This window comes from Temperatibacter marinus (genome assembly GCF_031598375.1).
GTDB lineage: Bacteria > Pseudomonadota > Alphaproteobacteria > Sphingomonadales > Kordiimonadaceae > Temperatibacter > Temperatibacter marinus.
The window spans coordinates 1422471-1434663 of the sequence record NZ_CP123872.1 but is presented as its reverse complement, the minus strand read 5'-3'; the positions used below and the strand labels follow the sequence as shown (position 1 = coordinate 1434663).

12 protein-coding genes are annotated in these 12193 nt (G+C 44.6%); 3 read left to right on the top strand and 9 right to left on the bottom strand.

Annotated elements, in window-relative coordinates; translation table 11 throughout:
- Positions 1-4 precede the first annotated feature (4 nt).
- From QGN29_RS06415 to QGN29_RS06405, 3 genes are all read right to left on the bottom strand, one after another.
- Positions 5-544 (bottom strand): RidA family protein, encoded by a 540-nt coding sequence (locus QGN29_RS06415; protein ID WP_310799871.1) that lies wholly within the window; start codon positions 542-544, stop codon positions 5-7.
- Between the two features lie 72 nt (positions 545-616).
- Positions 617-1789: a MerR family transcriptional regulator gene (locus QGN29_RS06410; RefSeq protein WP_310799870.1), complete on the bottom strand. Its 1173-nt coding sequence runs from the start codon at positions 1787-1789 to the stop codon at positions 617-619.
- A gap of 188 nt (positions 1790-1977) precedes the next feature.
- Complete coding sequence (locus QGN29_RS06405; RefSeq protein WP_310799869.1) at positions 1978-2850, bottom strand: AraC family transcriptional regulator; 873 nt, start codon at positions 2848-2850, stop codon at positions 1978-1980.
- Between the two features lie 345 nt (positions 2851-3195).
- Here QGN29_RS06405 and rimO point away from each other — a divergent pair, with 345 nt between their 5' ends.
- Together rimO and yghU are read left to right on the top strand one after the other, a co-directional pair.
- Positions 3196-4566 (top strand): 30S ribosomal protein S12 methylthiotransferase RimO, encoded by a 1371-nt coding sequence (gene rimO / locus QGN29_RS06400; protein WP_310799868.1) that lies wholly within the window; start codon positions 3196-3198, stop codon positions 4564-4566.
- Positions 4567-4701: 135 nt separating this feature from the next.
- The gene (yghU, locus tag QGN29_RS06395; RefSeq protein WP_310799867.1) at positions 4702-5577 is read left to right on the top strand and encodes a glutathione-dependent disulfide-bond oxidoreductase; all 876 of its coding nucleotides are present in this window, start codon (positions 4702-4704) and stop codon (positions 5575-5577) included.
- Between the two features lie 28 nt (positions 5578-5605).
- Here the strand turns inward: yghU and QGN29_RS06390 are convergent, their stop codons facing one another.
- The 4 genes from QGN29_RS06390 to argH form a co-directional block, all read right to left on the bottom strand.
- Positions 5606-6769 (bottom strand): GGDEF domain-containing protein, encoded by a 1164-nt coding sequence (locus QGN29_RS06390; RefSeq protein WP_310799866.1) that lies wholly within the window; start codon positions 6767-6769, stop codon positions 5606-5608.
- An 85-nt stretch (positions 6770-6854) separates the two neighbouring features.
- Positions 6855-8129 carry a diaminopimelate decarboxylase gene (gene lysA / locus QGN29_RS06385; protein WP_310799865.1) on the bottom strand — a complete coding sequence of 425 codons (1275 nt, stop codon included), beginning with the start codon at positions 8127-8129 and terminating at the stop codon, positions 6855-6857.
- 12 nt (positions 8130-8141) lie between these two features.
- Entirely contained in the window at positions 8142-8258 is a 117-nt protein-coding gene (gene lptM, locus QGN29_RS14480) for an LPS translocon maturation chaperone LptM (protein ID WP_375164652.1), read from the bottom strand.
- A gap of 44 nt (positions 8259-8302) precedes the next feature.
- Entirely contained in the window at positions 8303-9742 is a 1440-nt protein-coding gene (gene argH, locus QGN29_RS06380) for an argininosuccinate lyase (protein WP_310799864.1), read from the bottom strand.
- 27 nt (positions 9743-9769) lie between these two features.
- Between argH and QGN29_RS06375 the strand changes: the two genes are divergently transcribed.
- Positions 9770-10354, top strand: coding sequence for a TlpA family protein disulfide reductase (locus tag QGN29_RS06375; protein WP_310799863.1), 585 nt, complete (start codon positions 9770-9772; stop codon positions 10352-10354).
- A 24-nt stretch (positions 10355-10378) separates the two neighbouring features.
- Here QGN29_RS06375 and QGN29_RS06370 read toward each other — a convergent pair whose 3' ends face one another.
- Both QGN29_RS06370 and QGN29_RS06365 read right to left on the bottom strand, forming a co-directional pair.
- Positions 10379-11065: a glutathione S-transferase gene (locus tag QGN29_RS06370; RefSeq protein WP_310799862.1), complete on the bottom strand. Its 687-nt coding sequence runs from the start codon at positions 11063-11065 to the stop codon at positions 10379-10381.
- 192 nt (positions 11066-11257) lie between these two features.
- Entirely contained in the window at positions 11258-12130 is an 873-nt protein-coding gene (locus QGN29_RS06365) for a 3-hydroxybutyryl-CoA dehydrogenase (RefSeq protein ID WP_310799861.1), read from the bottom strand.
- Between the last annotated feature and the right edge of the window lie 63 nt (positions 12131-12193).

Below are 12193 nucleotides of genomic sequence, written 5' to 3'. Positions count from 1 at the left end.
GTTCTTACTCTTTTAATTCAACAATTGCGCTAATTTCAACGGCAAGTTTGGCAGGCAGACTACCCATTCCAACGGCGGCACGAGCGCCTTTTCCTGCTGCACCAAAAGCAGTAACGAACAAATCAGAAAATCCATTAATCACTTGCGGTTGCCCGCCAAAATCAGGTGCTGAATTCACCATGCCGGTAATCTTTAAAACCTGGTTCACTTGTGAGAGCTCGCCCACGGCTGTCTTGATGGTAGCCAGCATACATAAACCAATACGCTGTGCACTGTCATAACCCTGCTCAACAGTGAGATCCGCGCCAACTTTACCGTATAAACGCTTCTCTTTGTAACAGTCCACATGGCCTGAAAGATAAAGGGTGGAGCCTGACCGTCGCCACGTGACATAATTAGCCACAGGCGTTGAAGCTTTTGGCAGTATAAAGCCTGCTTGTTCTATCCGTTCTTCTGGCGAGAGACTCTCAATCTTCTTGCTCTCTGCAGACTGGGCCGTGACTGAACTGATCGTCAGGAATATAATGACTATGACAAATTTCATAAGAGCCTCCATAAAATGAATGCAAGCAGCATATCATCTCTTCTGTTGTAGGCAACCTCCTCGTTGAAAAGCCTAGGCGGTTTTCTGCAGAAGAAACATGTGATAGCCAAATTCTGACTCATATTTCATACACAGACGGACTTCGAGTTGTATGTCTTTTAAAGCCACAGAATTCGGCATGTCTGGCGCAAGGTCGGTCAACCGTTTTTGCAGAGGTGCATAATAATTGAGCCAAGCATCATGGCTCTGCGGAAAATGATCTATACAGTGAAACCCTGCTTTTTCAATCTGATGAAGGCGGGTTTCAATTTGCTGGATATCAGGGTAGTCTTTTTGCCAAAATTCAACTGTCGGTTCGCTGGGGGATGCAGTTTTCCACACCAGATCACTAAGCATAAGATATCCTTGATCCTTCAGGAAAGGCTTCCAAACAGATAAAGCCTTTTCCACCCCCATAATATAGGCACTTCCCTCTGACCAAATAAGATCATAAGCGTGCTGATCTACAGGCAACTCTGTCATACTGGCACAGAGAGTCTTTAAACGGTGACCATATCCAAACTTTTCCATACGCGCTTTCAACGCATTCAGCGCCTCTTGCTCATTATCTACAGCCGTAATTTCTGCTTGACTTTCTGCGGCTAGAACTGTGGTCGACAGTCCCTTTCCGCAGCCAATTTCCAAGATGGCTTTCGGTGCTGGCCTCACCTTGGAAAGCGCCATACTGGTATCTGCCTCGCTGCCTGGGGCCCACCTCTCCAGCGGTCCATAAACCATCATAAAATCTTTCATATAAGCATCATGTTCATTCATATCTTTTGACAACCATTTCAATTGCAAGGCTTCTTTTTCACTAAAACCTTGCTTCATTAACCAATCTAAATGAGCGTCTGGAGCCACTTGATCTAAGCTTTCATGCCAAGCACTCAAATCACCCTGCCCTAACAGGGCTGCCAGTAAACTGCGCGAGCGTTGTTTATGCTCAATTTCCTCGTCCAACAGCTTGAGACGTTTTTCCAAAAGATCTTTATCAATTTTAGCATCCAAACAAAGTTTGCACTCTTTTAATGTCAGACCACCTGCCTGAAGTTGCTGTAGCAATCGAACCCGCTGGACTTCTTTCTCTCCGTAAACTCGATATCCATTATCAAGCCGCGCAGAGGAAAGAAGACCGATCTTCTCATAATAAAGTAAAGCCGTTCGGGACAATCCTACTGCCGTCGCTAAATCAGATATTTGATACATAAGGCCTATGTTCTCCTCTGCTGATAAATGCCTACACTATAAAGCTATAGACAGGTCAAGTTTCTTTTATCAGATAACGTTCAGCATGGAAAAGGATAGAACCCAATGCCTGAAGGGCAATGCATGCTTTTCAGAATCTTGTGAAGCAAGAGCGGAAAGGAGAGCTGGTTAGGATCTGGCTAAAACCATCAGGATTTAAGAGGCAAGTATATATCTGTAATCAATTCATTTTGGGGTGCTTCAGGATAAAGATTTACCCTTTCTAAAAAAAGTGGAAAATCCATGAGATCCTTGTTGTGCTTTGGAAGCCATTCTCTAAACAAGTATCGAACACTTTCATCTAAACTCTCCCACGGACCTACATGTCTAAGTCGCGCACACTGGCAAGCAGGGATTTTCTTTTCTACAATCCCGTGGTCATTTGGCTTTAGAATGCCTGTTAATTCTGCACAAATATCCATGCGGTACTTCTCTGGTGTTGTAATCTCAGGATCATCATACATCAAATTGAAGGTTCTACTTTTACTTGGTGGTAGGTGGTTACCCTTGCGCCACTCGATAAATCTCTGAACCGAATTCATCACCATCTTTGGAGGCCCTTTATGCTCTAATACTGCCAACCTCATTTCTGGGAAATCGACTATTTCAACATTCATTTCTGTCTCACTTTCTTGAAGATAAGGCTGGAGTTGATCAAGGTTTGCCACCTGACTTTTATCTTTTCTGAACAGGGATGGGGACATGCCGATTTCGCGCTTAAATGCTTTTGAAAAAGCCTCAACACTTCCAAAACCCGCGTCAAAGGCAATAACTGTAATAGGCAGATGCTTTCGAAATAAAAGTTGATAAGCCGCTCGTTTCATTCGCTTCCTAGAGATCAATCTAAATACTGTCATTCCGGCATAGTCAGAAAACTGCCGATGAAAGTGATATTTGGAGAAGTTCGCAACGGTACAAAGATCCTCAAGGACAAACGAGCTGTCAAGATTACGCTCTATATAAGCCACCACCCTGTTCATTCGTTGTTGATATTGTTGCTTTCTCACCCAGTTCATAAACATCCCTTTTCATCTCAGGCACACTTCTTATAAAAGCATGAGACAACAATTACTTGTTCCATATTGCTATAGTTGAAAAAAAACAAAACTACAAAGGGGATCAGGTTCCTCCTTGCTCTGCCAATGTGGTTATAGTTCTCTATAGATCAGAAATGTTCATTCACTTGAGTAGGTTTTACATTTTTCGCTGTTACTTTTCAGCCTTTCTCTATTTTTAGGCCATTGTCATTCCCAGAGCAGGCGGTGAACATAATATAATGCACACAGGGCAACAGCATCATACAAAGCTTTCTTTTTGGGCCAATATCCGCTATATCCCGCCCAACGTGATTTTACAGGTGATGACATATGACACATCAAACATCGAAAGTTGGCTTTGTAAGCCTTGGGTGCCCTAAAGCGCTTGTGGATAGTGAACGCATTTTGACGAAACTCAGAAGCGAGGGCTATGAAATTGCTGCTGATTACAACGGTGCAGATGTTGTGGTTGTGAATACTTGCGGCTTTATTGATAGCGCTAAGGAAGAAAGCTTATCTGCGATTAAAGAAGCCATGACTGAAAATGGCCGCGTGATTGTCACAGGCTGTCTCGGTGTGGAAGAAGATGCCATCCGCGAAGTCGCCCCTGATGTCTTGGCCATTTCTGGGCCCCATCAATATGAAACGGTGGTCAATCAAGTTCATGAAGCAGCGCCGCGCCCACACGACCCCTATATGGACCTTGTGCCGCCGCAAGGGGTCCGTCTAACCCCCAGACATTTCAGCTATGTGAAAATTTCTGAAGGATGTAATCACAGTTGTAAATTCTGCATCATTCCAAGCTTTCGCGGGAAGCATAAAAGTCGGCCTGTCCGGGCCGTTTTGCGCGAAGCTGAGAAGCTGGTCGAAGCAGGATGTCAGGAATTACTGATCATCTCTCAGGATACCAGCGCATACGGCATCGACCTGAAGCATGCAGAAGAAACCTGGACTTATAAAGAAGGCGGCACCCGAACAGTGCGCGCCCATATGACCGCTCTTGCAGCGGCACTTGGAGAACTCGGTGTCTGGGTTAGGCTGCATTATGTCTATCCTTACCCTCATGTGGATGAGGTCATTCCTTTGATGGCCGAAGGGAAGATATTGCCCTATTTGGATATTCCCTTTCAGCATGCCAGTCCCAAAGTGCTCAAGTCTATGCGCCGACCAGCAAATGAACAGAAAGTCTTGTCCCGGATCCACAAATGGCGGGAACAAGTACCAGAACTCGTAATACGGTCAACTTTTATTGTGGGCTTCCCTGGGGAAACCGAAGAAGATTTCCAGTATCTCTTAGACTGGTTGAAGGAAGCACGCCTCGATCATGTGGGCTGCTTTAAATATGAGCCAGTTGAAGGCGCTACAGCCAACGAGCTCCCTGATCAAGTGCCAGAAGACATAAAAGAAGAACGATGGAATCGCTTTATGGCTGTGGCCCAGGAAATCAGCCGCGAGAAATTACAAGATCGTATTGGCTTAGAAATGGCGGTCATCATTGATGAAGTTACCGAAGATGGCGCTATCGGCCGCACTTATGCTGACGCCCCTGAAATTGATGGAAATGTTATCATTCCTGACGGCAGCTTCCTTTCTGTTGGTGACATGGTTTTCTGTCTGATTACCGAAGCCCAAGAGTATGATCTCATTGGCCAATTGGTCATGGATTCTGAGACTTCTGAAGAAGATGAGTGGGATTGGTAAAAAACAACAGTCCTTCTCCGCCCCCCATCCCTATGGTAAAAATACGGTTGCTCACAGTTTGTTGATAACTTTGGGGCTTGCATACGCACGCTCAGACCTTACTTTATGAAATGAATGATAATGTGGAGAAGTAGAATGAGTGATACCCCCTATACACCCCCTAGCGTTTGGACATGGGACAGCGAAAGCGGCGGAAAGTTTGCAAATATTAATCGTCCCATCTCGGGATCAACCCACGAAAAAGATTTACCCATTGGCAAACATCCCTTGCAGCTCTACTCGCTCGCCACGCCTAATGGTGTGAAAGTGACTGTCATGCTTGAAGAACTCTTAGAGAAAGGTCATTCAAGCGCAGACTATGACGCATGGATAGTAAATATTGGTGAGGGCGATCAATTTGGCAGTGGGTTTGTGGCTGCAAACCCGAATTCCAAAATTCCTGCCTTAATGGATCATAGTGTTTCACAGAAAGGACCTGTACGGGTTTTTGAGAGTGCTTCAATCCTGCTATATCTTGCTGAAAAGTTTGGTGAATTTTTACCTAAAGATTCAGAAAAGCGTGCTGAAACAATAAATTGGGTCATGTGGCAAATGGGCAGCGCTCCTTATTTGGGTGGCGGGTTTGGTCATTTTTATGCCTACGCGCCAGAAAAATTTGAATATCCGATTAATCGCTTTTCTATGGAAGTAAAACGCCAGTTAGACGTTCTTGATAAACAGTTGGCTAACAACAGCTATATCGCAGGCGAAGACTATTCTATTGCCGACATGGCGATCTGGCCTTGGTACGGCGTTCTTGTGGATGGAGGCCTCTATGAGGCTGCAGAATTTCTCTCAGTACACGAATATACCCATGTGAAACGATGGAGCGAGCAGATCGGAAACCGCCCGGCCGTAAAACGTGGTCGGATGGTCAATCGTGCATGGGGAGATCCAAGCGAGCAGCTCCTTGAACGCCATAATGCAAGCGATTTTTCTTTGAAAACACAAGACAAAGCTGTTCAAGATTAGAAACACCAAAGACTAAAGTCTGATCTGATTATATCATTTTGTCGGTTAAAATAAGATTGCTACCTGTTAGTTTTGCCTCTTCCAGGTAGCCTTCCGCACGAACAACAGCAGCGTCAATCTCCTCTGCATTATTGCAAAGTGTTATACCGCCAATCACATAGGGAGGCTCTATGGTGTTGTTTTCGGCAAAGGCGATGTCATCATCTGATTGTAAAGCACCGCCAGTGTCTTTTTGCGCCCTCTTCATCAGCCGAAGAAATTCATCTGTTGCAGGCTTAGAAAAATAGAGATCAATGTTGGGCAATAAGACAATAAAGTCACCGCCCCCCAAGCGCGCCATTATCGCATTATGGGGCATAGACACTTTTAAATTATTCTTGAAAAGACGTAACTCTTTGTTGATGGGGAAATAGCCTACCTTATCTGCAAGGCGGTGATAATTTCCAATTTGAAGGCGGATAACCGACATACCATTGACTTGAATACCTTGAATGTCCTTTTGAATTTTCGCAGCAAAGCCTTCGCGATTCAACAAGCCTGTCACTTTATCTACTGTCATCAAGCGTCTATTGGTTTTAATCGACTCTTCTAGGAAACCACCTAAAACACTCAAGGCTAACCCCACATATACAGGCCCCCAAATATAGTCATAAGCAGGTTTATATTCTGTAAACCCTCGTTCCGCGATGTAGTGGATAATTGCTCGTGCATCCACAATCAAAATTGTTAGGAGAAGCATGGTAATTAAGGCTGCATGTGCTTTTAATTCCCCCATTGAACTCTGCAGCGTATAATAAAGGCCAAAACCTAGGCCAACCGTCACATAGAAAGCAGAGGTCCAATAAAAATAATTCATAGGTAGACTATTCAGGATAATCAAACTGTAGGAAACTGTCGACAGGGTAAAGATGAGTAAAACAAAGATTAAAGGCACTGGTTTGCCAGATCTTAAAAAGGGATAGGCTGCAAAATAGGGGACAAATAAAGCCCCTAAAACAGTTGAGGCGATGAAAATGCCATCGCTGGATAATCGAAGGGAAATTAGCCACCCTATCGCCATCAGAACATAGGTTATGCGCAATAATCTGAGGGTGCCAAATTTTGCCTTTTCCCGTTCGCTAATATAAGTGCAGCCTGCTAAAATAAGCAAAATGATTGCCATGCTGACATAGTTTGCATTTTGTTCAATCACGAACGGTTATCCTCAATGTTTTTCATTCGAAAATTTAATCAGATATTAACCCTTCATGCAATCTTTTCTCTTACAAAGGAAGGTATCAAACCCAATTTGGGATTTGATCTTGTCCAATCAGCTCATCAACTTCTATCCTGTGGCGGATGATTGAGAATTGATCCCCTCTCACCAGAACCTCAGGTACCAATGCCCTAGTGTTATAACTATTCGACATTACGGCACCGTAAGCACCTGCAGATTTTATAGCAACTAAGTCACCCGCTTCTAAGGGTTGAATAAGACGGCCTTTTGCAAATGTGTCCCCAGATTCACAAACAGGACCCACAAAATCAACAAGCTCTTCTTCCGCTTCCTCAGACAAATTCACGGGATCAATATTATGGTAGGCATCATACATTGCAGGGCGTGCAAGGTCGTTCATCGCTGCATCAAGAATGACAAACTTACGGCCGTCACCTTCTTTGACATAAATGACCTCGCTCACCATAATCCCTGCGTTTCCGGCTATCAGTCGGCCCGGCTCAAAAATAAACTCCAAATCAACTTCTGCCATCATCTCTTTGACGACATCTTGAACCATCTGCCCGTAGACACTCGGGAGCGGAGGCGCTTCGGCTGAATCGCCATAAGGGATCCCCAATCCTCCCCCCAGATCGATCTGAGTGATATCATGACCGGCTTCCCGTAAGTCTTTGACCATTTCTATCACTTTTGTAAAGGCCAAACGGAAGGGCTCTAAATCTGTCAATTGTGACCCAATATGAACGTCAACACCAACAGGGGCAATGCCATCCATCTCTTTCATTTTTTCATAGACATCCCTGGCCTTTAGCCAAGAAATTCCAAACTTGTTCTCTGCTTTGCCTGTGGAAATTTTTTCGTGGGTTTTGGCGTCAACATCGGGATTAATTCTGAGGGCTACAGGAGCGACTTTTCCTAATTTAATCGCTCGCGCATTCAATACCTCAAGCTCTGGTTCGCTTTCCACGTTAAATTGTTTGATACCAACTTTCAGGGCAGCATCCATTTCATAAGGCTTTTTACCGACCCCAGAAAAAACGATCCGCTCTCCAGGTATACCCGCTTTGAGAGCTCGTTTTAGCTCACCTCCAGAGACAACATCTGCCCCTGCCCCTTGCTTAGCCAATAGTTTTAAGACAGCCACATTGCTATTGGCTTTGACAGCAAAACAAATCAATCGATCTAGTCCTGTCATTGCATCGTCAAAAACGCGTAAATGACGTTCAAGGGTCGATTGACTATACACGTAAAAAGGTGTGCCAACCTCGCGCGCAATTTCGTGCAAGTCAACATCTTCGGCAAACATGCTGCCGTCTTTGTGAAAGAAATAATCCATAGGGCGATACTTTTATTCTTGTGAAAAAGACGATGTTCTCTCTGGTGCCTCTAAATCGCCTTTCTTGCCACAAGCCACCACAGTTAAAGCAAGCAAAACAACACAAGAGAGAGTCAACATTTTCTTCATTGATTAATCCTTTAGTGATCCATTAATGATCTTATCCAAATTCGTTATAACAGGTGATTTCGTGCATAAGCAACTGCGGCCTTCACATTTTGCGGGGAAGTCCCGCCAAAAGCCTGCCGCGATCCAACCGACGCTTCAATGGAAAGTACATCAAATATACCTGTATGAATTTCCGGTTCAACTGATTGCATCTCTTCTAGGGATAAGTCTTTTAATTCTTTATTCTGTTTTTCTGCTAAAGCGACAATCGCTCCTGTGACATGGTGAGCATTTCTGAAAGGCATATTCAATTCTCGCACGCACCAATCCGCAAGGTCCGTTGCCGTGGAGAAGCCGAGTGCTGCAGCTTTTGCCATCTCCCCTTTGTTGGCTTTCAGATCTCTAATCATCCCTGTCATCGCAGCGATGCACAGCTCGTAATCTTCAACGGCGGTGAATACAGGAACTTTATCTTCTTGCATATCCTTACTATAGGCTAGGGGTAATCCTTTCATCACCAGTGTCAGTGTTGTGTGCTGCCCAGTGATCCGACCGACTTTTGATCGTACGAGCTCTGCTGCGTCTGGGTTTCTCTTCTGTGGCATGATGCTCGACCCTGTCGAGAAACGATCTGAAAGCTCAATGAATTTAAACTGCGCTGAGGCCCATAAGACAATTTCATCCGCCAGCCTTGAGAGATGTACCGCTGACAGAGACAGAACAGACAGAAGTTCCAAGGCGAAATCACGATCAGAAACAGCGTCCAAAGAATTTCGTGTTGGCCGATCAAAACCTAAGGCAGAGGAAGTTTGTTCACGGTCTATGGGGAAAGGAGTCCCTGCCAAAGCTGCCGAGCCTAAAGGGTTTTCATTCAGCCTTATTCGGCAATCTTTCAAACGCCCTTTATCGCGTTCCAACATTTCAAAATACGCCATCAAGTGATGTCCAAGTGTGACAGGCTGCGCTGTTTGTAAATGTGTGAATCCAGGCATGACCGCATCAGCATAATTTTCAGCCTGATCAACAAGCGCTGACTGAAGGCTCGCAACATCGACAATCATGCGATCAATCGAATCTCTGCACCAAAGTTTAAAGTCTGTTGCCACTTGGTCATTTCTAGACCGTGCTGTATGAAGGCGAGCCCCAGCATCACCAATCTTACTTTTTAAGCGAGCTTCAATATTCATGTGAATATCCTCAAGCTCGGCGGAAAACTCAAAGCGCTCCTCTTCAATTTCTTGCTTGATCTCAGCCAGCCCTTGTTGGATAGCGGCAAGATCTTCTGCGGAAATGATACCAACCGATTCAAGCATAGCCGCATGGGCCAAAGAGCCCCGAATATCTTGGGCATACAACCGTTTATCGAAATCAATTGAGGCGTTGATGGCCTGCATAATCGCACTCGGGCCATCTTTAAAACGACCGCCCCACATGCTATTTGATTGCTTATCTTCAGAAGATGCCTTGCTTTCTTCTTGGGCTACGCTATTTTTATTTTCACTCATGTTACTCAGTCCGTTAGAGGGGGCCCCATGACACGTCAATCTCTTATTGTTATGTCACTTATCCTTATTATCATTCTTGGTGCAGCATATAACCTGCTGGGCACAAGCTCAAACACTTCTTATACAAAAAGTGAATTTGAGGCTTTTGTTTCAGGAGAGATGAAAAAATTGACATTTTATGAGGTACCGAAACCTCTGCCTGACCACATTATTGAACTCGAAGATGGTACCCCAGCTAAACTTTCTTCCCTGAAAGGTAAAGTGCTTTTCATCAATCTATGGGCCAGCTGGTGCGCCCCGTGCAAATATGAAATGCATGATGTCGCCCTCCTTCAACAAAAATTAGGCGGAGATCGCTTTGAAGTTGTCGCAATCAATCAAGACATTGGGGGGCTGAAAAGGGCAGACCGCACTCTCAAAGAATGGAAAGTGAACGGCCTTTCTCTCTATGCTGACAAGCGAATGAACACAGCCACAAAAATGGCCGAAGGAAAATTGCCAACCAGCTATGTGGTGGATAAAACAGGTATGATAATCGCTGAATACATCGGCCCCCTAGACTGGGCCAGTGCAGATGCACTCTTGCTGTTCACAAAATTGATCAATGCCTAAAATTTTATTCTGCGCCTAAAAATTTCATTCTGCGCCTAGAATTTTTACTGCCCGATCAATTTCATCTTGATCTACAATCCAGCTTTCTTGAATGCCGGCTTTATACCATTTACTATAGGCGTCAGAAGATTCTATGGCTTTTCGGTATGCCTCGCAGCGCTCATTCAGCTTTATATCGTAGGTACGGAAACGGCTCACGACAGGGGCAAACATAATATCCGCGCCAGTAAGTTTGTTCCCAAAGAGATAGGGACCCGCGCCAGAAAATTTTTCTAAGGCTTGCGTCCATAAATATTCAATGCGGTCAACATTTTTCTGCACGTGATCTGCAAGAGATAGTCCTTTAAAATGCTCCCGCATATTCATTGGGCAGTGCGCTCTTAAGCCAAATAAACCGGAATGCATTTCTGCGCTCATGCCCCGCGCCCATGCATAGGCTTCAGGCGACGTTGGCCAATAGCCGTAGTCGGGGAACACTTTGTCAAGATAATCAATAATCGCAAGACTATCCCATACAAGCGTATCTCCATGCCAGACAGCTGGAACAGTCCCGGAAGGGTTAAGGCCTTTAATTTTCTCAAAAAACTCAGGTGTATCGAGAGGAAGTAATATCTCTTCAAATTCAACCTCTAATACTTCAAGCGCGAGCCAACCACGGAAACTCCAGCTTGAATAGTTTTTATTACCTATCACTATTTTAAACGGTGTCATATTTAATTCCCTTATCTTACGGATAGCAGGCATCATAGCAAGTATCTGAGAAAATGCCCGCCATTTTATCTTATGAATCAGGGTTAGTTTTTCTTATCGTAAACCCGCCCTACCTTAGGCCAATCTAACACTATAGGATAAAAAAATAGCCTCCAAATGTGGAGGCTATAATCTTCTTCTTCGGAGATGTCTTTACCGTGTAGGCGTTGGCACATCCGAAGTATAATCATAAAATCCTCGCCCAGTCTTTCGTCCTAACCATCCTGCTTCAACATATTTTACTAATAAGGGGCATGGACGATATTTTGTATCTGACAGTCCTTCATGCAGGACTTGCATGATCGATAAACACGTATCAAGGCCGATAAAATCTGCCAATTGAAGTGGCCCCATTGGATGGTTTGCCCCAAGGCGCATGGCACTATCAATGCCTTCTACACTCCCGACCCCCTCATAGAGAGTATAGATGGCTTCATTAATCATTGGGATCAAAATGCGATTCACGATAAAAGCAGGAAAATCTTCAGATTCTGACGTTGTCTTTCCAAGGCTATCGACAAAGGTTCTAAATGTTTGCGAGGCCGCCTCATCTGTGGCAATGCCTGGAATAAGCTCCACCAGTTTCATAACCGGCACTGGATTCATAAAATGAACCCCCATAAACTGACCAGGACGATCAGTCCCAGAGGCAAGGCGCGTAATTGAAATTGACGACGTATTTGAGGCGATCAAAGCTTCCGGCTTCAAATGCTTGCAAAGCTCTTCAAATATAGCCACTTTTACGTGCTCATTCTCTGTAGCAGCTTCAATAACAATGTCGCAATCAGCCAAATCTACTGGCGTTCCAGAAGGCGTTATGCGAGCAAGCGCCTCGGACAAATCTGTCTCAGAAATTTTACCCTTTAACAGCTGACGCTGCATATTTTTATCAATCACAGCCAGGCCCGATTCAGCACGGTCTAGAGAAACATCTTGTAGAATGACACTATAGCCTGACTGTGCGCAAACATGGGCAATACCATTACCCATCTGTCCTGCGCCGATAATTCCTATGTTTTTTATCATTTCCAAATCCCTAAGGCCTTTTATGGTCGCCTCTTAATTTTCCAAAGAAAAAAAGGCGCCATC

What these genes read in the sequence shown, in the direction of transcription:
- QGN29_RS06375 (WP_310799863.1), top strand. Translation starts at nt 9,770, where the DNA reads ATGACACGTCAATCTCTTATTGTTATGTCACTTATCCTTATTATCATT.
- QGN29_RS06365 (WP_310799861.1), bottom strand. Translation starts at nt 12,130, where the DNA reads ATGATAAAAAACATAGGAATTATCGGCGCAGGACAGATGGGTAATGGT.
- argH (WP_310799864.1), bottom strand. Translation starts at nt 9,742, where the DNA reads ATGAGTGAAAATAAAAATAGCGTAGCCCAAGAAGAAAGCAAGGCATCT.
- rimO (WP_310799868.1), top strand. Translation starts at nt 3,196, where the DNA reads ATGACACATCAAACATCGAAAGTTGGCTTTGTAAGCCTTGGGTGCCCT.
- yghU (WP_310799867.1), top strand. Translation starts at nt 4,702, where the DNA reads ATGAGTGATACCCCCTATACACCCCCTAGCGTTTGGACATGGGACAGC.
- QGN29_RS06410 (WP_310799870.1), bottom strand. Translation starts at nt 1,789, where the DNA reads ATGTATCAAATATCTGATTTAGCGACGGCAGTAGGATTGTCCCGAACG.
- QGN29_RS06405 (WP_310799869.1), bottom strand. Translation starts at nt 2,850, where the DNA reads ATGTTTATGAACTGGGTGAGAAAGCAACAATATCAACAACGAATGAAC.
- QGN29_RS06370 (WP_310799862.1), bottom strand. Translation starts at nt 11,065, where the DNA reads ATGACACCGTTTAAAATAGTGATAGGTAATAAAAACTATTCAAGCTGG.
- QGN29_RS06415 (WP_310799871.1), bottom strand. Translation starts at nt 544, where the DNA reads ATGAAATTTGTCATAGTCATTATATTCCTGACGATCAGTTCAGTCACG.
- lptM (WP_375164652.1), bottom strand. Translation starts at nt 8,258, where the DNA reads ATGAAGAAAATGTTGACTCTCTCTTGTGTTGTTTTGCTTGCTTTAACT.
- lysA (WP_310799865.1), bottom strand. Translation starts at nt 8,129, where the DNA reads ATGGATTATTTCTTTCACAAAGACGGCAGCATGTTTGCCGAAGATGTT.